Origin of the sequence: Streptomyces avidinii (assembly GCF_045161815.1) — a bacterium.
GTDB classification, from domain to species: domain Bacteria; phylum Actinomycetota; class Actinomycetes; order Streptomycetales; family Streptomycetaceae; genus Streptomyces; species Streptomyces avidinii.
Map to the genome: position 1 here is coordinate 6,578,196 of NZ_CP108863.1, position 25,865 is coordinate 6,604,060.

Here is a 25,865-nt window from a genome sequence, read left to right on the forward strand (position 1 = left end):
AACATAACTACAAAGTGTGCTTGTTCGCTCGAAACCGATAGGGTTTCGGTGGTCATAGCGTTAGGGAAACGCCCGGTTACATTCCGAACCCGGAAGCTAAGCCTTTCAGCGCCGATGGTACTGCAGGGGGGACCCTGTGGGAGAGTAGGACGCCGCCGAACAATCTTTCAAAGGACCCTTGGTCCAGCGTTCAACGCTGGACCAAGGGTCCTTTTTTATTTTCACCTCTTTACGCCGAAGCGCGGCCATGGGTTGGTTGCGCGAGAATGACTAGCGGTACCCCGAAGACAGGAGTCACACCCATGTCCAACTCTCCCGACGATCGTCCGGAGCGCGAGCCTCGGCGCAACGACGGCGGTGACAGGGGCGGCTACCGCGGGGGCCGTGACGACCGTGGCGGCGACCGTCCTCCGTTCCGTCGTGACGACCGTGGTGGTCGCCCGGCCGGCGGTGCCGGTGGCGGCGGCTTCCGTCGCGACGACCGTGGTGGTCGTCCCTCCGGTGGCGGTAGCGGTGGCGGCGGTTTCCGCCGTGATGACCGTGGCGGGGACCGTCCGTCGTACCCCCGTCGTGAGGACGACCGCGGTGGCCGTCCCTCCAGCGGTGGCGGCGGCGGTTTCCGCCGTGACGACCGTGGTGGGGACCGTCCGAGCTTCCCGCGTCGTGATGACCGTGGCGGGGACCGTCCGTCGTACCCGCGTCGTGAGGACGACCGTGGTGGCCGTCCGTCCAGCGGTGGTGGCGGCGGTTTCCGTCGTGACGACCGTGGTGGGGACCGTCCGAGCTTCCCGCGTCGTGATGACCGTGGCGGGGACCGTCCGTCGTACCCGCGTCGTGAGGACGACCGTGGTGGCCGTCCGTCCAGCGGTGGTGGCGGCGGTTTCCGTCGTGACGACCGTGGTGGGGACCGTCCGAGCTTCCCGCGTCGTGATGACCGTGGCGGGGACCGTCCGTCGTACCCGCGTCGTGAGGACGACCGTGGTGGCCGTCCGTCCAGCGGTGGTGGCGGCGGTTTCCGTCGTGACGACCGTGGTGGCGACCGTCCGTCCTACCCGCGTCGTGATGACCGTGGCGGGGACCGTCCGTCGTACCCGCGTCGCGATGACCGTGGCGGGGACCGTCCGTCGTACCCGCGTCGTGAGGACGACCGCGGTGGCCGTCCGTCCAGCGGTGGCGGCGGCGGCTTCCGTCGTGACGACCGTGGTGGCGACCGTCCGTCCTACCCGCGTCGCGATGACCGTGGCGGGGACCGTCCGTCGTACCCGCGTCGCGATGACGACCGTGGCGGGTTCCGTGGTGGTCGTGACGACCGTGGTGGGGACCGTCCGTCCTACCCGCGTCGCGACGACCGTGGCGGGGACCGTCCGTCGTACCCGCGTCGTGAGGACGACCGCGGTGGCCGTCCCTCCAGCGGTGGCGGCGGCGGCTTCCGCCGTGACGACCGTGGCGGGGACCGTCCGTCGTACCCGCGTCGCGATGACGACCGTGGCGGGTTCCGTGGTGGTCGTGACGACCGTGGTGGGGACCGTCCGTCCTACCCGCGTCGCGACGACCGCGGTGGGGACCGTCCGTCGTACCCGCGTCGTGAGGACGACCGTGGTGGCCGTCCCTCCAGCGGTGGTGGCGGCGGCTTCCGTCGCGACGACCGTGGTGGCGACCGTCCGTCCTACCCGCGTCGTGAGGACGACCGTGGCGGCCGCGACGACCGCGGTGGTGAGCGTGGTGGCTACCGTGGTCGCGATGACCGTGGCGGCGACCGTCCGTCGTACCCCCGTCGTGACGACCGTGGCGGTGGCTACCGCGGCCGTGACGACCGTGGCGGCGACCGCGACTTCCGCGCCGACCGCGACCCGGTCAAGCGGCTTCCGATCGACGATGACGTCACCGGCCTCGAGATCGACGCCGATGTGCGTCAGGAGCTGCTGAGCCTGCCCAAGGGCCTGGCCGAAGAGGTCTCCAAGAACCTCGTCATGGTCGCCCGGCTGATCGACGAGGAGCCCGAGCAGGCGTACGCGTACTCGCGCATCGCCCTGCGGCTGGCCTCCCGCGTTGCCGCCGTCCGTGAGGCCGCCGGCTTCGCCGCGTACGCCACGCAGAAGTACAGCGAGGCCCTCGCCGAGTTCCGCGCCGCCAAGCGCATGACCGGCTCGGTCGAGCTGTGGCCCGTCATGGCCGACTGCGAGCGCGGCCTCGGCCGTCCGGAGCGGGCGCTGGCCATGGCCGGTGAGCCCGAGGTTCAGAAGCTGGACAAGGCCGGCCAGGTCGAGATGCGTCTGGTCGCGGCCGGTGCCCGGCGGGACCAGGGGCAGCTGGAAGCCGCCATCGTGACCCTGCAGAGCCCGGAGCTCGCCTCCAGCTCCGTCCAGCCGTGGACCGCGCGCCTGCGCTACGCCTACGCCGACGCCCTGCTGGCCGCCGGTCGCGAGGACGAGGCACGCGAGTGGTTCGGCAAGACCCTGGAAGCGGACAAGGACGGCGCCACCGACGCCTCCGACCGCCTCGCCGAGCTCGACGGTGTCGAGTTCGTCGACGCCGCGATCGACCTGGCTGACGCCGATGTCGACGAGGACGACGACGCCGACATCGACGTCGACGAGGACGACGACGAGGACGACGACGAGGACGACGACGAGGACGACGACGAGGACGACGACGAGGGTGAGGACCCGGCGGAGATCGCCGCGGCCGAGCGCGCCTCCGACGTCGCCGAGTACTACGACGAGGACGACGAGGAGTACGAGCCGCTGGAGCAGTCCGAGGCCGACTCCGACGCCGACGTCCAGGACGACAAGGCCTGAGGCACGGCACGGTGACATGAAGAAGGGCGGTACCCCGGCCGGGGTACCGCCCTTCTTCATGTCCGGACCTTCATTGTCCGGACGGGGTCAGCCCAGGCCGCGCAGGACCAGGCCCGTGGCCGGCTTCGGCCCGAAGGACGTGGACTTGCGGGGCATGGTGACGCCCTGGCGGGCCAGGTCCCGTACGACCTCCTCGCGTACGGGATGCAGCAGGACCGCGGTCCCGCCGTGCCGCTCCGCCATCGCGACGGTGGACGCGGCGTCGTGGATGTACGTGATCTGGTCCGGGGCGTCCGGGATCTGCCAGAGGGCGTCCAGCAGGGTCGCGTGCAGGACGGTGGCGTCCAGCCGGCGCCAGGCCTCGGGACGGTCGTGGCGGACCGTGCGGTCGAGGAGGGCCAGGTCGGGGTCGGTGACCAGGTGGAAGGCGCCGTCGCCGGCGACGATGAAGGCGTTGCCGCGTTCCGCGGCGTCCGCGAGGGAGTCCAGCGCCAGCGGGAGCGGCCCGTCGACCGGGCGGACACGGAAGTGGCCGTCGAGGGAGGCGAGGGCGTCCGCGACCGGCAGGCGGCGCAGCATCCGGTGGATGGCGCGGACCTGGAGCGGGTAGCGGGCGGTGTCCACGAGGAGGACCAGGCCGAAGTCCCAGGCGGTGGGGGAGCTGTGCTCCTCCTGGAGGCGCAGGTACGTCGCCCAGCGGTGGTGGCCGTCGGCGATGAGGGCCTGGCGATGGCTGAGATCCGCCGTGACGGTGGCGAGTTCGGCCGGGTCCGTGATGGCCCAGAGACGGTGCTGGAAGCCGTCCTCGGTGGTGGTCGACAGCAGGGGCGCGCGCTGGGCGGTCCGCTCGACGACCGCGGCGGCTCCGGTGCCGGGTTCGTCGCCCCGGTAGGTGAGGAGGAGGGGTTCGAGGTTGGCGGAGGTGGCCCGCATGAGACCGGCCCGGTCGGTGACCACGTCCGGCATGACGTCCTCGTGCGGCAGGACGATGCCGGCGTCGGCGGTGGACAGGGCGAGGGCGCCGATGACGCCGCGCTGCAACAGGCCCGCCCTGCGCTGCTCGTACACGTAGAGCGCGGGCTCCGGGTCGGCGCTCAGGATGCCCTCGGCGAGCCAGTCGTGCAGGGTGCGTGCGGCCTGTTCGTTGCGCGCGGCCGGGGTGCCGGCCTGCGGGAGGATCAGGCGGACGATGTTGTGCGGGTCGGCGGATTCGAGGTGGTCGACTCCGTCGGGGCGCACGACCACGTCGTACGGCGGCGAGGTGACGGCGGCCAGGCTGCCGACACGCTCCGGGACGTAGCGCAGGCCATGGAACGGGATCAGGCGCAGTCCCTGCTCCGCGGTGCGAGAAGTGGTCATTGGTGCATCGTAAGACGCGTCTCGCCATGCGGGATGATCGGGGGAGTACGGAATCGGACAAGATCGATCTCATGAGGAGCGGACAGGATGACCCGGCAGAGCAGGACCAGTCCCGCGGCGAGTGAGCAGAGTCTGCACCAGGCGTACGACACCGCCCTGCTGGACCTGGACGGGGTGGTGTACGCGGGCGGCGAGGCCATCGCGTGCGCGGTGGAGTCCCTGGCCGCGGCCAGGGCCGACGGGATGCACCTCGCGTACGTCACGAACAACGCACTGCGGACGCCGGACGCGGTCGCGGAGCACTTGGGCGAGCTGGGCATCCCGACCGAGGCGGGTGAGGTGATCACCTCGGCGCAGGCGGTGGCCCGGCTGATCGCGGAGCAGGTGGAGCCGGGGTCGAAGGTGCTGGTGATCGGCGGGGAAGGGCTGCGGGTCGCGCTGCGCGAGCGCGGTCTGGTGCCGGTGGACTCGGCCGAGGAGGAGGGCCTCGCGGCGGTCGTCCAGGGGTACGGGGGTCCCGACCTGCCGTGGGGGCGGTTCGCGGAGGCCTCGTACGCGATCAACCGCGGGGTGCCGTGGTTCGCGTCGAACACCGACCTGACGATTCCCGGGGCGCGGGGGATCGCGCCGGGCAACGGGGCCGCGGTGGAGGTCGTACGGATCGCCACGGGCGCGGAGCCGCAGGTGGCGGGCAAGCCGCTGCCCCCGATGCACCGGGAGACGGTGCTGCGGACCGGGGCGGAGCGGCCGTTGGTGGTCGGGGACCGGCTGGACACCGACATCGAGGGTGCCTTCAACGGGGAGGTGGACTCGCTGCTGGTGCTGACCGGGGTGACGGACGCGGAGCAGCTGCTGCGGGCCGAGCCCAGGCACCGGCCGACGTATGTGGACCGGGACCTGCGGGGGCTGCTGACCGGGCAGCCGGAGGTGGAGCCGGTTCCGGAGGGTTTCCGCTGCGGCGGCTGGACGGCGGTCGCGACGAACGGTGGCGTGCTGGAACTGCACGCCGCGGACGGGTCGGGCGGTGCGGACGCGGCGGACGGCGCGGACCCGATCGACGGTCTGCGGGCACTGTGCGCGGCGGCCTGGACGGCGGCCGGGAACGGGGTCTGCACGCTGGACGCGGCGAAGGCGCTGGCCAGGCTGGGTCTTTAGGCCGTACGGGGAGCCCGATCGATGTGCAGGATAGGCTAGCCTAACCTGCGTGTTGGTCGAGAGTCCTCCTGAACCCGAACGGAGCGCGGCGCCCCAAGAGGGCGCCGTGACCGCCGTTGCCCGCCCGCGTCATGCCGCGCGCGCCGCCGGTCTGCTCGCCGCCCTCGCGGTGTTGGCGCTGATCGCCGTCGTGAGCATCGCCGTGGGCGCCAAGCAGATGTCCCTGGACGAGGTCTGGCACGGCCTGTTCGCCTACGCGGGGACACCCGCCGACGTGGTGGTGCGCGACCTTCGGATCCCGCGCACCCTCCTCGGGCTGATGGTCGGGCTCGGACTCGGCCTGTCCGGTGCGGTGATGCAGGCGCTGACCCGCAACCCGCTCGCCGAGCCCGGCATCCTCGGCGTCAATGCGGGCGCCGCGGCCGCCGTGGTCTCCGCGATCAGCTTCTTCGGGGCGAGTTCGCTCAGCGAGTTCGTGTGGTGGGCCTTCCTCGGCGCCGCCGTGGTCTCGGTCGTCGTGTACGTGCTCGGCGGCAGCCGCAGCGCGACGCCGGTGCGCCTCGCGCTCGCCGGTACGGCGGCCAGCGCGGCCCTGGTCGGATACATCAACGCCGTGCAGCTGATGGACACCAAGGCCCTGGACAAGCTGCGCTTCTGGACGGTGGGTTCGCTGGCCTCGGCCAACATGGACACCGTCCGGCAGGTGGCCCCCTTCCTGCTCGCCGGCGCGGTGCTCGCGCTGGCGCTGGGCCGGCCGCTCAACGCGATGGCCATGGGCGACGACACGGCGCGGGCGCTCGGCGCGCACCTGACGCGTACCCGGGTCGGCGCCATGATCGCCATCACCCTGCTGTGCGGCGCGGCGACCGCCGCGTGCGGGCCGATCGTGTTCATCGGGCTGATGGTCCCGCACCTGGTGCGGGCGTTCACCGGGCCGGACATGCGCTGGGTGCTCGCGTACTCGGCCGTCCTGTCGCCGGTACTGCTGCTCGGCGCCGACGTCATCGGCCGTGTCGTCACCCGGCCCGCCGAACTCCAGGTCGGCGTCGTGACCGCGCTCATCGGCGGCCCGGTCTTCATCTACCTGGTTCGGCGCAAGAGGATGGCCCAGCTGTGACCGCGACCGCGACCACCACCGTGACCGCGACCGACCGTCCCCGCAAGAGCGGGTCCGGATCCCGTCCGCTGCACCTGCCCGGCGGGATCTCGCTGCGCGTCGAGCGGCGCGCTCTGGCCGTCGGCGTGCTGCTGACCGCCGCGGCGCTCGCGCTCGCCGTCGTGCTCATCGGCACCGGCGACTTCGAGATCGCGCCGTGGGACGTCGTACAGACCCTGCTGGGCAACGGCACCCCCGCCAACGACTTCATCGTCAACGACCTGCGGCTGCCGCGGGTCCTGGTCGCACTGCTCGTCGGCGCGGCGCTCGGGATGTCCGGCGGCGTCTTCCAGTCCGTCTCCCGCAACCCGTTGGGCTCTCCGGACATGCTGGGCTTCGGCTACGGCTCGGCGGTCGGCGCGCTCGTCGTCATCATCCTGTTCAAGGGCGGTGCCACCGAGGTGGCCGTCGGCGCGTTGGTCGGCGGCCTGCTGGCCGGGGTCGTCGTCTACCTGCTCGCGTACAAGCAGGGCATCCAGGGGTACCGGCTGGTGCTCGTCGGCATCGGCGCTTCCGCCATCCTCATCGCCGTGATCCAGTACCTGATCACGAAGGCCCAGATGATCGAGGCCACCCGCGCCATGGTGTGGCTGACCGGTTCGCTGGCCGGCCGGGACTGGGCGCAGGTGTGGCCGCTGCTCGCGGTGTGCGCGGTGCTCTTCCCGCTCGTCCTGGGGCAGGGCAGGGCCCTGCGGATGATGGAGATGGGCGACGACGCCGCGTACGCCGTCGGCGTGCGGGTGGAGCGGACGCGGATGCTGCTGATGCTCGCGGCGATCCTGCTCACCACCGCGGCGAGCGCCGCGGCCGGGCCCATCAGCTTCGTCGCACTGGCCGCGCCGCAGCTGGCCCGGCGGCTGACCCGCTCGCCCGGCGGAAACCTGCTGACCGGCGCCCTGATGGGCTCGGTCCTGCTGATGGTGTCCGACCTGGCCTCGCAGCGGGCCTTCGGCGCCGACCAGCTGCCGGTGGGCGTGGTGACCGGCCTCGTCGGCGGTGTCTACCTGCTCTGGCTGCTCGTCACCGAGCGCAAGGCGGGACGTATATGACTGCGAAGTATCGCGATATGAGGAGTACGCAAGTGCAGCGGCTGACCGCGGAGAACGTGACCCTCGGCTACGACCAGCGGGTCATTGCCGAGAACCTGTCGGTGGAGATCCCCGACAACTCCTTCACGGTGATCGTCGGCCCCAACGCCTGCGGCAAGTCCACCCTGCTGCGGGCCCTCTCGCGGATGCTGAAGCCGTCCGCCGGGCGGGTGCTGCTGGACGGGCAGGCCATCGGGTCGCTGCCGGCGAAGAAGGTCGCCAAGACCCTGGGCCTGCTGCCGCAGTCCTCGATCGCGCCGGACGGCATCACGGTGGCCGACCTGGTCTCGCGCGGCCGGTACCCGCACCAGGGGCTGCTGCGGCAGTGGTCGGCCGAGGACGAGCGGGTCGTGAACGAGTCGATGGCCTCGACCGGGGTCGCCGAGCTCGCCGACCGGGCCGTGGACGAGCTGTCGGGCGGGCAGCGGCAGCGGGTGTGGATCGCGATGGCGCTGGCGCAGCAGACCCCGCTGCTGCTGCTCGACGAGCCGACGACGTACCTGGACATCCAGCACCAGATCGACGTGCTGGACCTGTGCGCGGAGCTGCACGAGAACCAGGGCCGCACGCTCGTCGCGGTGCTGCACGACCTCAACCACGCGGCCCGTTACGCGACGCACCTGATCGCGATGCGGGGCGGGGAGGTCGTTGCGGAGGGGCCGCCGCAGGAGGTGGTCACGGCGGAGCTCGTGGAGAAGGTGTTCGGGCTGCGCTGCCAGGTGATCGACGACCCGGAGACGGGGACGCCGCTGGTGGTTCCGGCGGCGCGCAAGGCCCGTGTGGTGGCCCGGGCCGAGTAGCCCTCCGGGCGGGTGGGCGGGCCGGGCCGGGCCGGGTGTCGGATGCCCGGTGCGGCGCCGTTGCCGGGGGCGCTGCCCCCGGACCCCCGCGCCTCAAACGCCGGCGAGGCTGAAAGAGCGCCTCAAACGCCGGTGGGGCCGGGTGGGTGTTCCTCGAAGCCGGCGGGGCTGGATTGGGTGTCGGTGGGGCCGAGGGCGCTAGAGCATGCTCTTGAGGCGGAGGAGGTCGCGGAAGCCGGCTTCCAGGCGGACTCGGCCGGAGGCCCAGGCCTTGGCGAACTTCAGCTCGCCCGCGACCAGCGCCACGAGGTCGTCACCGGTCATCGCGAGCCGGATCTCCGCCTTGTCGGCGGGCGGGCCCGGGGTGAGCGCGTCCACCCGGATCCGGCCCGCCTGCAGCCGGCCCGTGAACGTCTGGTCCAGGTCCGTGATGTGGCAGCTCAGGGAGCGGTCGAACGCGGCGGCGCCGCGTACGCCCTCGTCGGCCCGGGCGAGGTTGTCGGAGAGTCTGTCGAGTGCTTCGCGGCACTCCTGGATCGTAGCCATCGTGATCACGACCGTACCGCAGAGCCATGCGTGGTCGCCGGGCGCTTCGGGGTAGCGTCGGGGCATGACCGACGAAGCTGCCGAGACCCGGGCCGAAGAGCCCGCCGGGTCCGCCGAGTCCGCCGAGCCTGCCGGGCCCGTGGCGCTGGGCGTCGTACGCACGGCCACCGGCCACGCCGGTGTGGACGCGCACCTGGCGCGGCTGGCGGACGCGGACCACCTCGCGGCGGACGCACACGTCGAGGTGTACGAGGATGTCCACAGGGGACTGCGCGAGGCGCTGACCGCGCTGGACGCACCGCCCGTCCCTGGTCCGTACGAAAACAGGAGCTGAATCGAACGTGGCAGGAGTGGCACGCCGCCGCCTGGACGCCGAACTGGTACGCCGCAGCATGGCCCGCTCGCGCGAGCACGCCGCGCAGCTGATCGCCGCGGGCCGGGTGACCGTGGGCGGCACCACCGCCACCAAGGCGGCCACCCAGGTCGAGACCAGCGCGGCCCTGGTGGTCCTCAAGGACGACAGCGACCCCGACTACGTCTCCCGGGGCGGCCACAAGCTGGCCGGAGCCCTGGCGGCCTTCCAGCCGCTGGGACTGGCCGTCGAGGGCCGCCGCGCCCTGGACGCCGGCGCCTCCACCGGTGGGTTCACCGATGTGCTGCTGCGCTCGGGCGTGGCCCGCGTGATGGCCGTGGACGTCGGCTACGGGCAGCTGGCCTGGTCGCTGCAGAGCGACGACCGGGTCACGGTCAAGGACCGTACGAACGTGCGCGAGCTGACGGTGGAGCAGCTCGACGGGGTCCCGGTCGACCTGGTCGTCGGTGACCTGTCCTTCATCTCCATCGGCGTGGTGCTGCCGGCGCTGGTGCGCTGCTGCGCGCCGGACGCCGACCTGGTGCTGATGGTCAAGCCGCAGTTCGAGGTCGGCAAGGACCGGCTGGGGAGCGGCGGCGTGGTGCGCAGCCCGGAGCTGCGGGCGGAAGCCGTGCGCGAGGTCGCGGCGCAAGCGGCGAAGCTGGGGCTGGGTGTTCTCGGGGTGACGGCGAGTCCGCTGCCGGGTCCTTCGGGGAACGTCGAGTACTTTCTGTGGCTGCGGGCGGGGGCACCGGCACTCGACCCGGCGGATGTTGACCGTGCAGTGGCGGAGGGGCCGCAGTGACAGTTTCATCGGATTCAGCGGGTGCAGGGTTTTCAGGGGTTTCGGCGACGGGGCGGACGGTCTTCCTGCTCGCGCACACCGGGCGGCCGGCGGCCATCCGCAGTGCCGAGCTGGTCGTGCAGGGGCTCCTGAGGTGCGGGCTCGGCGTCCGCGTGATGGAGCACGAGGCGGTGGACCTGCCGCTGCCGCCCGAGGTGGAGCTGGTCACCGAGTCCACCCCGGGGGCGCTCGACGGGTGTGAGCTGCTGATCGTCCTGGGCGGCGACGGGACCCTGCTGCGCGGCGCGGAGTTCGCGCGCGCCTCGGGGGTGCCCATGCTGGGCGTCAACCTGGGCCGGGTGGGGTTCCTCGCCGAGGCCGAGCGCGACGACCTCGACAAGGTCGTGGACCGGGTGGTCACGCGCTCGTACGAGGTCGAGGAGCGGATGACCCTCGACGTGGTCGTGCGCACGAACGGCGATGTGGTCCACCGGGACTGGGCGCTGAACGAGGCCGCGGTCCAGAAGGTGTCCCCGGAGCGGATGCTGGAGGTGGTCCTGGAGATCGACGGGCGGCCGGTGACCGGCTTCGGCTGCGACGGGATCGTCTGCGCCACTCCGACGGGTTCCACGGCCTACGCCTTCTCCGCGGGCGGGCCGGTGGTCTGGCCGGAGGTGGAGGCACTGCTGATGGTGCCGATCAGCGCGCACGCACTGTTCGCGAAGCCGCTGGTGACCTCGCCGACCTCGGTGCTGGCGGTGGAGGTGCAGAACGGGACTCCGCACGGGGTGCTGTGGTGCGACGGCCGGCGGATGCTGGAGCTGCCCGCCGGGGCACGGGTCGAGGTGCGCAGGGGTGCGGTACCGGTACGGCTCGCCCGGCTGCACCACGCGTCCTTCACGGACCGGCTCGTCGCCAAGTTCGCGCTGCCGGTGTCGGGTTGGCGCGGGGCGCCGCACTGAGGCGCAGTTCACACGCCTCCAATAGCACATCCGTTCGAACAACTCGGAACGGGTGACGTCACATGGCACCCATGAAACCTCGGTATCGTCGTCCCGTGCTTGAGGAGATGCGGATACGGTCGCTCGGGGTCATCGACGACGCGGTGGTCGAGCTGTCGCCCGGTTTCACCGCGGTGACCGGCGAGACCGGCGCGGGCAAGACGATGGTCGTCACCAGCCTCGGGCTGCTGCTCGGCGGTCGCGCCGACCCGGCCCTGGTGCGGATCGGGGCCAAGGCGGCGGTGGTCGAGGGCCGCATCGTCATGCGTCCGGACGCCCCCGCCGCCGTACGGGCCGAGGAGGCCGGGGCCGAGCTCGACGACGGCGCCCTGCTGATCAGCCGGACCGTGTCCGCCGAGGGCCGTTCGCGCGCCCACGTCGGAGGCCGCTCCGTGCCCGTCGGCCTGCTCGGCGAGCTCGCCGACGACCTGGTCGCCGTACACGGGCAGACCGACCAGCAAGGACTGCTGCGCCCGGCCCGGCAGCGGCAGGCGCTCGACCGGTACGCCGGGGACGCCGTCGCCGTCCCGCTGGAGAAGTACGGCTCGGCCTACCGCAGGCTCCGCGCGGCCGCCGTGGAGCTGGAGGAGATCACCACCCGGGCACGCGAGCGGGCCCAGGAGGCGGACCTGCTGCGCTTCGGTCTGGAGGAGATCGCGGCCGTGGAACCCGTGGCCGGCGAGGACGCCGAACTCGCGGCGGAGGCCGAGCGGCTCGGGCACGCCGAATCGCTGGCCTCGGCGGCGCAGCTGGCGCACGCCGCGCTCGCGGGCAACCCCGAGGACCCGGAGGCCATCGACGCGAACATGCTCGTCGCGGGCGCCCACCGGGCGCTGGAATCCGTACGGTCGCACGACCCGGCGCTCGGCGCGCTCGCCGAGCGGATCGGGGAGCTGGGCATCCTGCTGTCCGACGTGGCCGGGGAACTGGCGGGCTACGCCGACGACCTGGACGCCGATCCGCTGCGGCTGGCCGCGGTGGAGGAACGCCGGGCCGCACTGACCCAGCTGACCCGCAAGTACGGCTCCGGGGGCACCGTGGACGCCGTACTGGAGTGGGCCGAACAAGGCGCGGCACGACTGCTGGAACTGGACGGCGACGACGAGCGGATCACCGAGCTGACCGCCGAACGCGACGGGCTGCGCGGCGAACTCTCGCTGCTGGCACAGGCGTTGACGGACGCCCGGGTGGAGGCGGCGACGCGCTTCGCCTCCGCGGTGACGGCGGAGCTGGCCTCGCTGGCGATGCCGCACGCCCGCGTGACCATCGACATCCGGCAGGCCGAGGACCCCGAAGGGGTGGACGTGGACGGCCGCCCGGTCGCCTACGGGCCTTCGGGCGCGGACGAGGTCGAGCTGCTGCTCGCCCCGCATCCGGGCGCCCAGCCGCGGCCGATCGCCAAGGGCGCCTCGGGCGGTGAGCTGTCCCGGGTGATGCTGGCCGTGGAGGTCGTCTTCGCGGGCTCCGACCCGGTGCCCACCTACCTCTTCGACGAGGTCGACGCGGGAGTCGGCGGCAAGGCGGCGGTCGAGGTCGGCCGACGGCTGGCCAAGCTGGCCAAGTCGGCGCAGGTCGTGGTCGTCACGCACCTGCCGCAGGTGGCGGCCTTCGCGGACCGTCAACTGCTCGTCGAGAAGACCAACGACGGATCGGTCACCCGCAGCGGGGTCACCGTGCTGGAGGGCGAGGCCCGGATCCGTGAGCTGTCGCGCATGCTGGCCGGACACGAGGACTCGGTCTCGGCGCGGGCACACGCGGAGGAACTGCTGGCGGCGGCGCGCGCGGACGCGTGAGGCGCCCCGGTGAGGGCCCGGAACGCGCGGCGTTCCGGGCCCTCCGGCATGCCCGGGCCGACCCGGCGGTAGCCCGTGTGGGTGAGGCTGAGGGGCGTCCTGCGGTATCTCGTCCGGGATCCGCACCCGTATGGTCCCGGAACGCGCGTGCGGACTGGCATCCTTGGCCAGGTCTACTGACTCCCTCACCCTGGAGCTTCGGCCCGTGAGCAGCTCCCCGGTCTCCACCTCCCTTCCGGCCCAGCCCTACGGCCGGCCACCGCTGCGCACCGTGCAAGTACTCGCCGACGGTGCGGGCGCGGGCAGCAGCGCGCACGTACGGTCGCTCGCGACCGGACTCGCCGCGCGCGGGGTACGGGTCACCGTGTGCGCGCCCGTCCGGACGGAGGGGGAGTACGACTTCACCGGCGCCGGGGCGCAGTTCGCGCCCGACGCGGTCAGTGTGCTGCGGGCCGCGTGCGCCGGAGCGGACCTCGTGCACGCCCACGGCGTGCGCGCCGGGATGCGCGCCGCACTGGCCATGCGCGGGCGCCGGGTACCGCTGGTGGTGAGCTGGCACGGTGACGGCCCCACGGCGGCCGGTGCGCTCGGGCGGCTGAGCCGCATGCTGGAACGGCACGTCGCGCGGGCCGCCGCGGTGGTCCTCGGAGCCTCCTCGGACCAGGTGGACCTCGCACGGCTGCGGGGCGCCAGGGACGCGCGGCTGGCCCCGGTGGCGGTCCCGACGGGCCCGGCGGACGCGGGGGCCGCGGCCGACCCCGGCAAGGTACGCGCGGAACTCGGCGCGGTGGAAAGGCCGTTGCTGATCGCGGTCGGCAGCCTGGTGCCGCACCGGGGGTACTCCGTACTGCTCGACGCGGCACGGGAGTGGCGCGGCCTCGACCCGATGCCGCTGCTGGTGATCGCGGGGGAGGGGCCGCTACGGGCCGAACTCTCCCGGCGGATCGCGGCGGAGGGGCTCCCGGTACGGCTGCTGGGCCGCCGCCGGGACGCGGCGCAGCTGCTGGCCGCGGCGGACCTGGCGGTGCTGCCGAGCCGGTGGGAGGCACGGGCGCTGCTGGCGCAGGAGGCGCTGCGGGCGGGGGTACCGCTGGTGGCCACGACGGTGGGGGGTGTGCCGGAGCTGGTGGGGGAGGGCGCGGTGCTGGTCCCGCCGGGGGAGGCGGGGGTGCTGGCCTCGGCCGTGACCGGCCTCCTGGCCGACCCGGACCGGCGGGCCGCGCTGGCCGCGGCGGGGCGGGCGCAGGCGTCGACGTGGCCGTCGGAGGACGACACCGTCGCGCAGGTCCTGTCCGTCTACGACGAACTGATGGAACGAACCCGCCGCTAGCCGTGCCGTGCGGTGGCGCGCCGCCGCTCCGGGGACGCCGCCCCCCACCCCCGCGCCTCAATCGCCGGCGGGGCTGGAATACAGCCCCGCCGGCGATTGAGGCGCGGGGGTGGGCGGAGTCCGCGTCAGGAAGGCGTGTGGCGGCGGGCGCGGAGGGCCAGGCTGAGGGAGAGGACCGTCTCGGGGTCGTCCAGGTCCGTACCCAGGAGTTCCGAGATGCGGGCCAGCCGGTTGTACAGCGTCTGCCGGTTCAGGTGGAGCTCACGGGCCGTCTCCGCCTTGCGGCCCGCGTGGGCCAGGTACGTCTCCAGCGTGGGGAGCAGCGGCGGCCGCGAGGCCGTGTCGTGCGTGCGCAGCGGCCCGATCGCGCGCTCCACGAAGGCCGCCAGGTCGGGGTGTTCGCGCAGCCGCCACAGCAGCAGGTCGATGTCGAGGCGACGGGCGTCGTACCAGGGGCGGGCCGGCAGCCCGTGTGCGGCCGTCGCGGTCTCCGCGGCATGGCGCAGGCCCGCCGAGGCGGCCGCCCAGCCCCCCGCGACGCCGACGACCACGGCCGGCGGGGCGTCGGCCCGGTCCAGGCCCGCGCGTTCGACGCCCGCCCGCAGCGCGGCCGAGACCCGGTCGGCCACCGCCGTACGCTCCGACTCCGCGCGCAGGGAGACCAGCAGCGGAACCCGGCCCTCGACCGGGCGGACGCCCAGCAGGACCGGCACCCCGACGGACGACAGCTCCTCCAGCACCGCGCGCGCCAGCACCGCCCAGTTGCCGGACGGGCCGAGTTCCGAGGAGAGCCGCATGACCACGGGCAGCAGCGGCCCGCCGCCGGGCTTGAAGCCCAGGACGCGGGCCTGCGCCGGGGCGTCCTCCGCAGAGATGCGGCCCTCCGCCAGGTCCGTCAGGAAGTCGCCGCGGCCGCGCGCCGCCAGCTCCTCCTCCTGCCGCGCCTGCATCAGGACGACGGCGAGGACACCGGCCGTGCGTTCGGCCGCCATCCGGTGCACCGGGAGCAGCGGGGCCGAGACCCCGACCAGGACGACCCGGGCCCGGACCGAACCGGTGCCGTGGCCGCCGCCCGGAACGTCGACCACCACCGTGTTCGCGGAGGGCTCGGCCTCGCGGTGGCTCCGAAGGCCCTCCCACACCTGCAGCGGGTCGGCGCCCGCATCGGCGGCCGCGCTGCCGGCCGCGTACAGGAGCTGGCCGTCGGGGGTCTCCAGGAAGACCGGGTTACCGGTGAAGTCGGCCAGGATCCGCAGGACCTGAGGGATGCCCCCACCGCCCAGCAGGGCCTCCGTACAGCGGCGGTGGACCTCCTCGGCCCGCTGGAGCAGGGCGTAGTGGTGGTTGACGATCTCGGTGTGGACCTCCTCCGTGACCGCCACGAAGGGGACCTCCCGGTGCAGCTGGACCAGGGGCAGCCCCGCCGTGCGCGCGGTCTCCACGATCGTCGCCGGCAGCCGGGTGAAGCGCGGGCCGAGTTCCACCACCAGCGCGGCGATGCCCCGGTCCGCGAGGCGGCGCACGAAGGCGCGCTGCTCGGCCGGCCGGGTGCCGAGTCCCAGGCCCGTGGTCAGCAGCAGCTCGCCGCCCTTGAGCAGGGAGGCGATGTTCGGCACCTCGCCCGCGTGCACCCAGCGGACGGTCCGGCCCAGGCGGTCGGCGCAGGCCACCACCTCCGGCAGGCCGCCGCGCAGCCCCGGCAGTTCCAGTGCCCGCTGAACCGTGATCCCGCCCTGGTTTTCCATATCGCGGGACGCTACCGGCCGACCCGTCTCCATCGTCAGGCGGGCCGGATGTTGTGGTTGAAGCGGAAGATGTTGTCGGGGTCGTACTGGCGCTTCAACGCGCCCAGCCGCTGCATGTTCTCGCCGCCCAGGCCCGCGACCAGCCGCTGGGGTCCCTCGTCGCCGGTGAAGTTGAGGTAGACCGCGCCGGTGCTCCACGGCCGGGCGTCGGCGCGGACGTCCTTGACCCACTGCCGGCAGCGCTCGTCGTCGGCCGCGTCCTCCCAGATCCCGAACGGGTGCACCGCCCACGGCGCGTCGCGGTACGGCACCGGGTACTCGGCGGGGCCGGAGGCCACGGCGCCGCCCTGCGGGAAGACCAGATGCTGGGTGCCGGTCGGTACCGGCATGGTCTCGGCGCGGGCGCAGAAGGCGTCCACGAACGCGTCCGGGCACCCGGTGAGGTACTCCGCCGACCAGTAGTTCCGCATGCCCGGCGGGTCGTCGATCATGCACTGGAGGTCGGCGTACGGGATGGCCGTGACGATCTCCGACTCGTGCGGGATGGCCAGCAGCGGCTCGGCCAGTCTGCGCATCTCCTCCTCGGGGCCCGCGTACGTCAGCAGCGCGCCGGCCACCAGCCGGCCGACCAGGTGCGGCGGGACGAACTCCTCGGGCGGGCCGGTCAGGTAGAGGGCGGCGCCGGAGGCCTCGGGCGGTGCCGCCTCGATGACGTCCCGGTACGTACGGACCACCTCGGGCCCGCGCTCCGGCAGGTACAGCACGAGCGCGATCGACATGGCGGGGAGTTCGTACAGCCGCAGGGTCAGCGAGGTGGCGATGCCGAAGTTGCCGCCGCCGCCGTGCAGCCCCCAGAACAGTTCGGGGTGCTCCTCGGCCGTCGCGTGGATCAGCTCGCCCTCGGCGGTGACCAGGTCCACGCCCAGCAGGTTGTCCACCGCCAGGCCGAACTTCCGGTCCAGCCAGCCGCTGCCGCCGCCCAGGACGTAGCCGCCGACGCCGGTGGTGGAGGCACGGCCGCCGGTGGTCGCCAGCTTGTAGGGCTCGCAGGCCCGGTCCAGGTGGCTCATGGTGGCCCCGCCTTCGATGTGCGCTGCCCCGGCGGCCGGATGGACCGTCACCTCGTGCATGCGCCGCAGGTCCACGACGAGACCGCCGTCGTTGAGGGACATGCCGGCCACGCTGTGCCCGCCGCCGCGCACGGCGATGTTCAGGTCCAGCTCCCTCGCGAAACGCACCGCCGTGATCACGTCCGCGGTGCTCTCGCACTGGGCGATGACGGCCGGTCTGCGGTCGATCATCGCGTTGAAGAGGGTCCGGGCCTCGTCGTACCCCGGATCCTCGGGAGCGAAGACCTCGCCGGACAGATCCTCGCGGAGCGCGGTCAGGGCCGCGCCCGCCTTCGACAGGGGAGCCATGGCTGCCCCCTTCCACCGGAGGGAGGGCATAGGACCCTTCCAGCGTAGGCGGGGACGATCACCGGGGCGCGGCGAGAAAGCCCGCGGCCCCGGCGAGTCGTGCGCGGGCCCGGCAAGATCCGAAAGAGACGGCCTAGCCCCCGTACGCCCCGCTGGCCGTCAGCCGCAGGGCCGTGTCGATCAGCGGAACGTGGCTGAAGGCCTGCGGGAAGTTCCCGACCTGGCGCTGGAGCCGCGGGTCCCACTCCTCCGCCAGCAGGCCCAGGTCATTGCGGAGCGACAGCAGCCGCTCGAACAGCCGCCGCGCCTCGTCGACCCGGCCGATCATCGCCAGGTCGTCGGCCATCCAGAACGAGCAGGCCAGGAAGGCTCCCTCGTCGCCCTCCAGGCCGTCCACGCCGGCCTCGTCTCCCGTCGTCGGGTAGCGCAGGATGAAACCGTCGGGCGTGGACAGCTCGCGCTGGATCGCCTCGATGGTGCCGATGACCCGCTTGTCGTCCGGCGGCAGGAAGCCCATCTGCGGAATCAGCAGCAGGGAGGCGTCCAGCTCCTTCGACCCGTACGACTGGGTGAAGGTGTTGCGCTCCTTGTCGTAGCCCTTCTCGCACACGTCCTGGTGGATCTCGTCGCGCAGTTCGCGCCACCGCTCCAGCGGGCCGTCCGCGTCACCGCTCTCGATCAGCTTGATCGTGCGGTCCACGGCCACCCAGGCCATCACCTTCGAGTGCACGAAGTGGCGGCGCGGGCCGCGCACCTCCCAGATGCCCTCGTCCGGCTGGTCCCAGTGGGTCTCCAGGTAGCGGATCAGCTTGAGCTGGAGCAGCGAGGCGTAGTCGCTGCGGGCGAGCCCGGTCATGTGGCCCAGGTGCAGGGCCTCGGTGACCTCGCCGTACACGTCGAGCTGGAGCTGGCCGGCGGCGCCGTTGCCGACACGGACCGGGCGGGAGTTCTCGTAGCCGGGCAGCCAGTCCAGCTCGGTCTCGCCGAGCTCCCGTTCGCCCGCGATCCCGTACATGATCTGGAGGTTCTCCGGGTCGCCGGCGACCGCGCGGAGCAGCCACTCGCGCCAGGCGCGGGCCTCCTCGCGGTAGCCGGTGCGCAGCAGCGAGGAGAGGGTGATGGCCGCGTCCCGCAGCCAGGTGTAGCGGTAGTCCCAGTTCCGGACCCCGCCGATCTCCTCCGGGAGGGAGGTGGTGGGCGCGGCGACGATCCCGCCCGTCGGGCCGTACGTGAGGGCCTTGAGGGTGATCAGGGAGCGGATCACGGCCTCCCGGTAGGGCCCGTGGTACGTGCACTGATCGACCCAGTCGCGCCAGAACTCGGTGGTCGACTCCAGGGCCGCCTCGGCGTCGGGGGTCTCGGGCGCGTCGCGGTGCGAGGCCTGCCAGCTGATGCTGAAGGCCTTCCGGTCGCCGGGCCCGACGGTGAAGTCGGAGTACGTCGTCAGGTCCTTGCCGTAGGTCTGCGCGTCGGCGTCCAGCCAGACGGAGTCGGGACCGGCGACGGCCACCGTGCGCCCGTCGACCTTGTGGACCCAGGGCACGACCCGCCCGTAGCTGAAACGCATCCGCAGCGCCGAACGCATCGGCACGCGCCCGCTGATGCCCTCCACGATGCGGATCAGCTGCGGCGCGTGGTCCTCGCGGGGCGGCATGAAGTCGATCACGCGGACCCTTCCGCGCGGGGTGTCCCACTCCGACTCCAGCACCAGCGAGTCACCGCGGTAGCGGCGGCGGGTCGCACGGGGGGCCTCGGTGCCCGCCGGGAACGACGGGCCGATCCGCCAGAACCCGTGATCCTCGGTGCCGAGAATGCTCGCGAACACGGCATGCGAGTCGAAGCGTGGCAGGCACAGCCAGTCCACCGCCCCGTCCCGGCAGACCAGTGCTGCGGTCTGCATGTCCCCGATCAGTGCGTAATCCTCGATGCGCCCGGACACGTGCATCTCCAGTCGAACGGCCACGTCCGCCCCGAAGGGCGCTTGCATTGCGCGTTTGCGCGGTCTCCTGTGTGCAGGGATCTCCGCGTGAGCCCATGATTCCGTATATCGGCTCGGTTAGGCCGTCTGACGGACTGCCCGGCGGTGATGTGTGCAATATCCGAGCAGGATATGACGGCACCCTAGTGATCTACGTGAGCCCCGGAAGAATGCGGCTGGGCCGAACGGGTGAGCAGCGGCCGAGCCGCCCCGGCGCACTCGGGCACCTCCGGACGGAGCGAGCGCGCCGCGTGCCCGGAGGCGGACCGCTCCGGGCGCTGATAGGCTGGTACCCCGTGGACCGGTGGTCTGCCTGTGCGAATCAGGAGCCCCGAAACCGCAGCTTCGGCGCCCCCTGAGACCCTTCCGGATCGACGGTGGCCGGCGCCGGACGCACCTCACCTCGCGACCACGGGAGCCCCCTCTTGGCGATGCCGCCCAAATCCATGACGACCAAGCACATCTTCGTCACCGGGGGTGTCGCTTCCTCCCTCGGCAAGGGCCTGACGGCCTCCAGCCTGGGTGCGCTGCTGAAGGCGCGCGGTCTGCGGGTCACGATGCAGAAGCTCGACCCGTACCTGAACGTCGACCCCGGCACGATGAACCCGTTCCAGCACGGTGAGGTGTTCGTCACCAACGACGGCGCCGAGACCGACCTGGACATCGGCCACTACGAGCGCTTCCTCGACGTCGACCTCGACGGCTCGGCGAACGTCACGACCGGCCAGGTCTACAACACCGTCATCGCCAAGGAGCGCCGCGGCGAGTACCTCGGTGACACCGTGCAGGTCATCCCGCACATCACCAACGAGATCAAGCACCGCATCCGCCGCATGGCGACCGAGGACGTCGACGTCGTCATCACCGAGGTCGGCGGCACGGTCGGCGACATCGAGTCGCTGCCGTTCCTGGAGACCGTCCGCCAGGTCCGCCACGAGGTCGGCCGCGACAACGTCTTCGTCGTGCACATCTCGCTGCTGCCCTACATCGGCCCGTCCGGTGAGCTCAAGACCAAGCCGACCCAGCACTCGGTCGCGGCCCTGCGCAACATCGGTATCCAGCCCGACGCGATCGTGCTGCGCGCCGACCGTGACGTGCCGACCTCCATCAAGCGCAAGATCTCGCTGATGTGCGACGTGGACGAGGCGGCCGTGGTCGCGGCGATCGACGCCAAGTCCATCTACGACATCCCGAAGGTCCTGCACACCGAGGGCCTGGACGCGTACGTCGTGCGCAAGCTCGACCTGCCGTTCCGCGACGTGGACTGGACGGTCTGGGAGGACCTGCTCGACCGCGTCCACAACCCCGACCACGAGGTCAAGGTCGCGCTCGTCGGCAAGTACATCGACCTGCCCGACGCCTACCTGTCGGTGACCGAGGCGCTGCGCGCCGGCGGTTTCGCCAACAAGGCCCGCGTCCAGATCAAGTGGGTCACCTCCGACGACTGCAAGACCCCGGACGGCGCCGCGGCGGTGCTCGGCGACGTGGACGCGATCTGCGTGCCCGGCGGCTTCGGCGACCGCGGCGTCAACGGCAAGGTCGGCGCGATCACCTACGCCCGCGAGAACAAGATCCCGCTGCTCGGCCTGTGCCTGGGTCTGCAGTGCGTGGTCATCGAGGCCGCGCGCAACCTCGCCGGCATCGACGACGCGAACTCCACCGAGTTCGACGCCTCCACCCCGCACCCGGTCATCTCGACCATGGAGGAGCAGCTGGCCTTCGTCGAGGGCGCGGGCGACCTGGGCGGCACCATGCGTCTGGGCATGTACCCGGCGAAGCTCGCCGAGGGCTCCATCGTGCGCGAGGTCTACGGCGACCAGGCGTACGTGGACGAGCGCCACCGCCACCGCTACGAGGTCAACAACGCCTACCGCGGCGAACTGGAGAAGAAGGCGGGCCTCGTCTTCTCCGGCACCTCCCCGGACAACAAGCTCGTCGAGTACGTCGAGTACCCGCGCGAGGTGCACCCCTACCTGGTGGCCACCCAGGCCCACCCGGAGCTGCGCTCGCGCCCGACCCGCCCGCACCCGCTGTTCGCGGGCCTGGTCAAGGCGGCCGTGGAGCGGCAGCAGTCCGCGAAGTGAGCGCCTGACCGCATAACGTAGACAGCCGGGGCACGGATCGTGCCCCGGCTGTCGCGTTCTCGGGGAAGGTATCGGCCATGGCCATGGGCAACGACATCGTGGACACACCGGAGTCGTGGGAGGTGGTCGCCTCACGGACCCCGTTCGAGGGCGCGAAGACGTCCGTCAGGTCGGACCAGGTCCGGATGCCCGACCGCGCGGTGGTCCGCCGCGACTACCAGGTGCACCCCGGCTCGGTGTGCGTCCTCGCCCTCGACGAGGAGCAGCGGGTGCTGGTCCTGAAGCAGTTCCGCCACCCCGTGCGGCACCGGCTGTGGGAACTCCCGGCCGGGCTGCTCGACGTACCCGGTGAGAACCCGCTGCACGCGGCGCAGCGGGAGCTGTACGAGGAGGCGCACGCCAAGGCGGGCGACTGGCGGGTGCTGGCCGACTTCTTCAGCTCGCCCGGCGGATCCGACGAGGCCGTACGGGTCTTCCTCGCCCGTGACCTGGCGGAGGCCGAGGGGAAGCGGTACGAGGTCTCCGAGGAGGAGGCCGACATGGAGATCGCCCGCGTCCCGCTGAAGGACCTGGTCCGCGGGGTCCTGGCGGGCGAGCTGGGCAACCCGGGCCTGGTGACCGGGGTGCTGGCCCTCACCGCGGCGCTCGCCTCCGAGGGCGGCATCGAGGCCCTGCGCCCGGCCCTGGCCCCCTGGCCGGCCCGCCCGTACGGGGCGTGACCGCGCCCGTGCGGCCGGGTCGTGTCGGCCGTACGTGAAAAATAGGTCCATCTGCTGATCCGATCGGGGGATTTGCCCGCCGCGCTCCACACGGGTCGTCGCTCTGCGTGAACTACGCTCGCAATCCGGTGGCAGGGAGAGGAGCGGATCCGTGGCGGATTTCGTCGGGCGGCGGCGTGAGCTCAAGGAGCTGCGCGAGGACATCGCACGGACCGGGCTCGACACCCTCTCCGGCCGCAAGGCCAAGGCGCCCCGGGCCCGGGTGCTGCTCGTCGCCGGGCGGCCGGGGTCCGGGCGCACGGCCCTCGCCGAGGCCTTCGTGCGCGAGGTCGCCGAGGAGTATCCCGGCGGAGTGCTCCGCACCCGGCTCACCGCCCCCGGCGGGGAGACCGTGGCGACCGAGCGGGCCGTCCGGAGCCTGCTGGAGGGGCTGGGGCGGCCCACCCCGCCCGGAGCCGGCGAGGACGAGCTGAGCTCCGCCCTGCGTACCGCCCTCGAAGGCCGCCGGGTGATCATCCTCGTCGACGACGCCGCCGATCCGCAGCAGGTGGACGCGCTGCTGCCGGACACCCCCGAGTGCCTGGTCGTGGTCACCGCCGAGGGGCCGCTCACCGGGATCCCCGACGTCCGGCCCTGCACCCTCGGCGGGCTCGACACCCCTTCCGCCGTGGAACTGCTCGCGCAGCGCATCGGCGACACCCGCGTCACCGCCGACCCCCGGGCCGCCGAGGCCCTCGCCGAGGAGTGCGGGGGCCAGCCCGCCGCACTCGTCCTCGTCGGCGGGTGGCTCGCCGCCCACCCCAAGGCCTCCGTCGCCGACGTGGCCAAGCAGCTGCACGACATGCCCGCCACCATCGGCGGCCCGCTCGCCCGCGGCTTCCGGCTCGTCTACGAGTCCCTGCCGCAGCCCGCCCAGCGGACCCTGCGGCTGCTGCCGCTCGCCCCGGCCGGCATCGTCGACTCGCACACCGCCTCGGCCCTCGCCGGCTGCTCCGTGGCGGCCGCCCAGTCCACGCTCGACGACTTCGCCGGGCTGGGCCTCGTCCACTCCTCCCAGGACGGCCTGTTCCTGCTGCCCGGCTGCCTCGCACCGATGCTCCAGGCCCTGCTGGAGGCCAAGGAGCGCCCCGCCGAGGTCCAGCTGGCCCGGGCCCGGATGCTGGAGCGCACCGTTCGGCTGCTGCACTCCTGCCGGGCCATGGCCGAGCCCGAGGAGCCCGGGGTCGACGCCGCCGTCGACGACGGCCTGCGGGAACTGCTGGACGGTCTGCCGCGCGCCCTGCGGTTCCCCGACCGGCGGGCCGCCGCCACCTGGCTGGACACCCGGCTGCCCGCGCTGTCCGCGGCCGCCTCGCTGGCCGTGGCCGACGGGGAGCTGGACACCCTGGCCCGCAGGCTGGTCGCGGCCCTCGTACGGGCGCTGGCGGACCACCGGGGCACGGCCGGGGCCGCTCCCGAGCTGTACGGGCTGCACCGCCTGGTCCTGGACGTGGCCGAGCGCCGCAGGCTGCACCGGGAGCAGGCCGCCGCGCTGCTGAACCTGGCCGACCTGGACGCCGCGACCGGCCGTACCCACGAGGCGCTGGAGCGCTACCGGGCCGCGCTGGACGCCGGACGGGCGGCGAACGATCCGTACGCGACCGGCCGCGCGATGGAATCCGTAGGGGGCGCGTACCAGGAGCTGGCGGACTGGCACCGGGCCTCCGACTGGTTCGGCCGGGCGCTCTCCCAGGCCCTGGCGCGGGGCGAGCGCGCGGACGAGGCCCGGCTGTACGGGCGGCTCGGGAACGTGCACACCTACGCGGGGCGGTACGGGGACGCGCTGCGCAGCTGGCGGGCGGCCGCCGCGGGCTACCGGAAGCTGGCCGATGTGCCCGGGCAGGCAAAGGCGTTGAGCGAGATGGCACGGGTCCAGGAGTACGCCGGCCGGCCCGAGGAATCGCTGCACACCTGCCGCGAGGCGGTGGAGCTGGCGCGCAGGGCCGGGGACCAGCGACTTCAGGCCGCTCTGCAGGTCCGGCTGGCCGACACGCTGGACCGGCTCGGGGACCCCGCAGCTGCCAGGTTGCACCGGTCCGCGGCTGACAGATTGCTGGGAGACGACCCCGCAGCCTGCGAAATCCGCAGTGGTTCCGACTGAGATTATTGGTTTGCAAGGCTAGACAGCGACTCATCCTTCATTAGACTGGGTTCACCGCGGCTTCCCGTGGTGCATCCCGTTGCGCGTTCTTGTGGGCGGGTATGTATGGAAGTGCCCCCGAAAATCCCCTGAGCCAAGGACCGTGATCGACGATGAAGGTCGGCATCCCCCGCGAGGTCAAGAACAACGAGTTCCGGGTCGCCATCACGCCCGCCGGCGTGCATGAGCTGGTCCGAGGCGGCCACCAGGTCTTCGTCGAGCAGAACGCCGGTGTGGGTTCCTCGATCACGGACGCCGAGTACGTCTCGGCCGGCGCCGAGATCCTCGGCAGCGCCGACGAGGTCTGGGCCATCGCCGACCTGCTGCTCAAGGTCAAGGAGCCGATCGCGGAGGAGTACCACCGCCTCCGCAAGGACCAGACGCTCTTCACCTACCTGCACCTGGCGGCCTCCCGCGAGTGCACGGACGCCCTGCTGGAGTCCGGCACCACCGCCATCGCCTACGAGACGGTCGAGCTCGCCAACCGCGCGCTGCCGCTGCTCGCCCCGATGTCCGAGGTCGCGGGCCGGCTGGCCCCGCAGGTCGGCGCCTACCACCTGATGCGCTCGGCCGGCGGCCGCGGCGTCCTCCCGGGCGGGGTCCCCGGCACCCACGCCGGTGAGTGCGTGGTCATCGGCGGCGGCGTCTCCGGCTGGAACGCCGCGCAGATCGCCATCGGCATGGGCTTCCACGTGACCCTGCTGGACCGCGACATCAACAAGCTCCGCGAGGCCGACAAGGTCTTCGGCACGAAGATCAAGACGATCGTCTCCAACGCCTTCGAGCTGGAGAAGGCCGTCGTCGAGGCCGACCTCGTCATCGGCGCGGTGCTGATCCCGGGTGCGAAGGCCCCGAAGCTGGTCACCAACGAGCTCGTCGCCAAGATGAAGCCCGGAAGTGTCCTTGTCGACATTGCGATCGACCAGGGCGGCTGCTTCGAGGACTCCCGTCCGACCACCCACGCCGAGCCGACCTTCCAGGTCCACAACTCGGTCTTCTACTGCGTCGCCAACATGCCGGGCGCGGTTCCGAACACCTCCACCTACGCGCTGACGAACGCGACGCTGCCCTACATCGTGCAGCTCGCCAACCTCGGCTGGGCCGAGGCGCTGCGTCGTGACGCCGCGCTCGCGCTGGGTCTCAACACCCATGACGGCCAGGTCGTTTACGGTCCCGTTGCCGAGGCCCACGGCCTCGAGACCCTTGAGCTGAGCACGCTGCTCGGCTGACCCGTCAACGACTGACGTCAATCTCACGTATCCGGCCGGACCTTGCCCGCAAGGTCCGGCCGGACGCGTTTGCGCGGTGCCCGACGACCCCGTTCAACTCGCCTCGAACGTAACCCTTTAACCCTTTCGCACACCCGCGAAACTTCGCAGCGACAGCTCGTGCGCCCTTGACAGAGTGGTGTTCGGTTGCCGACACATCGTGCCGGGTCCGGCGGATTGTGTTGCCGCTGAGTGGTGACACGCCATAGAGTCGCCAACCGTCGGCATGGTGCCACGCTGACCTATCGATAAGTGTCCTGGTCACGTCCGAGGAGGTAAGACGACTTGTGAATGAGTCGACATTTGCTCCTG

General features: G+C 72.5%; 19 protein-coding genes, 1 rRNA gene and 1 pseudogene. 16 read left to right on the plus strand and 5 right to left on the minus strand.

Translation table 11 applies throughout. The features are described 5' to 3' along the window. Window positions 1–44 precede the first annotated feature (44 nt). The 3 genes and pseudogenes from rrf (at window position 45) to OG373_RS29690 (ending at window position 2,798) form a co-directional block, all read left to right on the plus strand. A 5S ribosomal RNA gene (rrf, locus tag OG373_RS29680) occupies window positions 45–161 on the plus strand. Between the two features lie 183 nt (window positions 162–344). Further along, a pseudogene (locus OG373_RS29685) lies at window positions 345–1,352 on the plus strand (hypothetical protein); the annotation flags it as partial. A 555-nt stretch (window positions 1,353–1,907) separates the two neighbouring features. Next, a complete protein-coding gene (locus OG373_RS29690) occupies window positions 1,908–2,798 on the plus strand; it encodes a hypothetical protein (protein WP_405444248.1) in 891 nt (296 codons plus the stop codon). A gap of 87 nt (window positions 2,799–2,885) precedes the next feature. Here OG373_RS29690 and OG373_RS29695 read toward each other — a convergent pair whose 3' ends face one another. Continuing rightward, the gene (locus OG373_RS29695) at window positions 2,886–4,157 is read right to left on the minus strand and encodes a DUF1015 family protein (protein ID WP_397735888.1); all 1,272 of its coding nucleotides are present in this window, start codon (window positions 4,155–4,157) and stop codon (window positions 2,886–2,888) included. 87 nt (window positions 4,158–4,244) lie between these two features. Between OG373_RS29695 and OG373_RS29700 the strand changes: the two genes are divergently transcribed. The 4 genes from OG373_RS29700 to OG373_RS29715 are packed head-to-tail and all read left to right on the plus strand — an operon-like array spanning window position 4,245 to window position 8,356. Then, a complete protein-coding gene (locus tag OG373_RS29700; RefSeq protein ID WP_405441398.1) occupies window positions 4,245–5,312 on the plus strand; it encodes an HAD-IIA family hydrolase in 1,068 nt (355 codons plus the stop codon). A 49-nt stretch (window positions 5,313–5,361) separates the two neighbouring features. Then, window positions 5,362–6,429, plus strand: a complete 1,068-nt coding sequence (locus OG373_RS29705) for a FecCD family ABC transporter permease (RefSeq protein ID WP_405441400.1) — start codon at window positions 5,362–5,364, stop codon at window positions 6,427–6,429. 20 nt (window positions 6,430–6,449) lie between these two features. Continuing rightward, entirely contained in the window at window positions 6,450–7,517 is a 1,068-nt protein-coding gene (locus OG373_RS29710) for a FecCD family ABC transporter permease (protein WP_405444250.1), read from the plus strand. 17 nt (window positions 7,518–7,534) lie between these two features. Then, window positions 7,535–8,356 carry an ABC transporter ATP-binding protein gene (locus OG373_RS29715; protein WP_405441402.1) on the plus strand — a complete coding sequence of 274 codons (822 nt, stop codon included), beginning with the start codon at window positions 7,535–7,537 and terminating at the stop codon, window positions 8,354–8,356. A gap of 198 nt (window positions 8,357–8,554) precedes the next feature. On the opposite strand, the gene OG373_RS29720 is transcribed toward OG373_RS29715, so the two are convergent. After that, entirely contained in the window at window positions 8,555–8,902 is a 348-nt protein-coding gene (locus tag OG373_RS29720) for an SCP2 sterol-binding domain-containing protein (RefSeq protein WP_052875800.1), read from the minus strand. Window positions 8,903–8,966: 64 nt separating this feature from the next. On the opposite strand from OG373_RS29720, the gene OG373_RS29725 reads away from it, so the two are divergent. The 5 genes from OG373_RS29725 to OG373_RS29745 all read left to right on the plus strand — a co-directional run bounded on the left by OG373_RS29725 (window position 8,967) and on the right by OG373_RS29745 (window position 14,162). Then, complete coding sequence (locus tag OG373_RS29725; protein WP_405441404.1) at window positions 8,967–9,236, plus strand: hypothetical protein; 270 nt, start codon at window positions 8,967–8,969, stop codon at window positions 9,234–9,236. 7 nt (window positions 9,237–9,243) lie between these two features. Continuing rightward, window positions 9,244–10,059, plus strand: coding sequence for a TlyA family RNA methyltransferase (locus OG373_RS29730; protein WP_405441406.1), 816 nt, complete (start codon window positions 9,244–9,246; stop codon window positions 10,057–10,059). Further along, the gene (locus OG373_RS29735) at window positions 10,056–11,000 is read left to right on the plus strand and encodes an NAD kinase (protein WP_397735901.1); all 945 of its coding nucleotides are present in this window, start codon (window positions 10,056–10,058) and stop codon (window positions 10,998–11,000) included. Before OG373_RS29730 ends, OG373_RS29735 begins: the two co-directional genes overlap by 4 nt. Window positions 11,001–11,107: 107 nt before the next feature. Beyond that, window positions 11,108–12,832, plus strand: a complete 1,725-nt coding sequence (gene recN / locus OG373_RS29740; protein WP_405444251.1) for a DNA repair protein RecN — start codon at window positions 11,108–11,110, stop codon at window positions 12,830–12,832. 205 nt (window positions 12,833–13,037) lie between these two features. Beyond that, window positions 13,038–14,162, plus strand: coding sequence for a glycosyltransferase family 4 protein (locus tag OG373_RS29745; RefSeq protein WP_405441407.1), 1,125 nt, complete (start codon window positions 13,038–13,040; stop codon window positions 14,160–14,162). Between the two features lie 125 nt (window positions 14,163–14,287). Here the strand turns inward: OG373_RS29745 and OG373_RS29750 are convergent, their stop codons facing one another. The 3 genes from OG373_RS29750 to OG373_RS29760 all read right to left on the minus strand — a co-directional run bounded on the left by OG373_RS29750 (window position 14,288) and on the right by OG373_RS29760 (window position 19,288). Continuing rightward, window positions 14,288–15,907 (minus strand): PucR family transcriptional regulator, encoded by a 1,620-nt coding sequence (locus tag OG373_RS29750; protein ID WP_405441409.1) that lies wholly within the window; start codon window positions 15,905–15,907, stop codon window positions 14,288–14,290. Between the two features lie 35 nt (window positions 15,908–15,942). Next, window positions 15,943–17,325: an FAD-binding protein gene (locus OG373_RS29755; protein ID WP_405441411.1), complete on the minus strand. Its 1,383-nt coding sequence runs from the start codon at window positions 17,323–17,325 to the stop codon at window positions 15,943–15,945. Between the two features lie 133 nt (window positions 17,326–17,458). Beyond that, window positions 17,459–19,288 (minus strand): glycoside hydrolase family 15 protein, encoded by a 1,830-nt coding sequence (locus tag OG373_RS29760; RefSeq protein WP_405441412.1) that lies wholly within the window; start codon window positions 19,286–19,288, stop codon window positions 17,459–17,461. A 446-nt stretch (window positions 19,289–19,734) separates the two neighbouring features. Here OG373_RS29760 and OG373_RS29765 point away from each other — a divergent pair, with 446 nt between their 5' ends. The 4 genes from OG373_RS29765 to ald all read left to right on the plus strand — a co-directional run bounded on the left by OG373_RS29765 (window position 19,735) and on the right by ald (window position 25,514). Beyond that, complete coding sequence (locus tag OG373_RS29765; RefSeq protein WP_189973747.1) at window positions 19,735–21,387, plus strand: CTP synthase; 1,653 nt, start codon at window positions 19,735–19,737, stop codon at window positions 21,385–21,387. 83 nt (window positions 21,388–21,470) lie between these two features. Continuing rightward, a complete protein-coding gene (locus OG373_RS29770; protein ID WP_405444253.1) occupies window positions 21,471–22,106 on the plus strand; it encodes an NUDIX domain-containing protein in 636 nt (211 codons plus the stop codon). A gap of 151 nt (window positions 22,107–22,257) precedes the next feature. Continuing rightward, entirely contained in the window at window positions 22,258–24,246 is a 1,989-nt protein-coding gene (locus OG373_RS29775; RefSeq protein ID WP_405441414.1) for a tetratricopeptide repeat protein, read from the plus strand. 152 nt (window positions 24,247–24,398) lie between these two features. Then, entirely contained in the window at window positions 24,399–25,514 is a 1,116-nt protein-coding gene (gene ald, locus OG373_RS29780; RefSeq protein WP_397735914.1) for an alanine dehydrogenase, read from the plus strand. Window positions 25,515–25,865 lie beyond the last annotated feature (351 nt).

Excerpts from the sequence above, each read along its gene's own strand:
- OG373_RS29770 (WP_405444253.1), top strand. The coding sequence starts at position 21,471 with ATGGGCAACGACATCGTGGACACACCGGAGTCGTGGGAGGTGGTCGCC.
- OG373_RS29755 (WP_405441411.1), bottom strand. The coding sequence starts at position 17,325 with ATGGCTCCCCTGTCGAAGGCGGGCGCGGCCCTGACCGCGCTCCGCGAG.
- OG373_RS29765 (WP_189973747.1), top strand. The coding sequence starts at position 19,735 with ATGCCGCCCAAATCCATGACGACCAAGCACATCTTCGTCACCGGGGGT.
- OG373_RS29715 (WP_405441402.1), top strand. The coding sequence starts at position 7,535 with ATGAGGAGTACGCAAGTGCAGCGGCTGACCGCGGAGAACGTGACCCTC.
- OG373_RS29750 (WP_405441409.1), bottom strand. The coding sequence starts at position 15,907 with ATGGAAAACCAGGGCGGGATCACGGTTCAGCGGGCACTGGAACTGCCG.
- OG373_RS29695 (WP_397735888.1), bottom strand. The coding sequence starts at position 4,157 with ATGACCACTTCTCGCACCGCGGAGCAGGGACTGCGCCTGATCCCGTTC.
- OG373_RS29725 (WP_405441404.1), top strand. The coding sequence starts at position 8,967 with ATGACCGACGAAGCTGCCGAGACCCGGGCCGAAGAGCCCGCCGGGTCC.
- OG373_RS29700 (WP_405441398.1), top strand. The coding sequence starts at position 4,245 with ATGACCCGGCAGAGCAGGACCAGTCCCGCGGCGAGTGAGCAGAGTCTG.
- ald (WP_397735914.1), top strand. The coding sequence starts at position 24,399 with ATGAAGGTCGGCATCCCCCGCGAGGTCAAGAACAACGAGTTCCGGGTC.
- recN (WP_405444251.1), top strand. The coding sequence starts at position 11,108 with ATGCGGATACGGTCGCTCGGGGTCATCGACGACGCGGTGGTCGAGCTG.
- OG373_RS29720 (WP_052875800.1), bottom strand. The coding sequence starts at position 8,902 with ATGGCTACGATCCAGGAGTGCCGCGAAGCACTCGACAGACTCTCCGAC.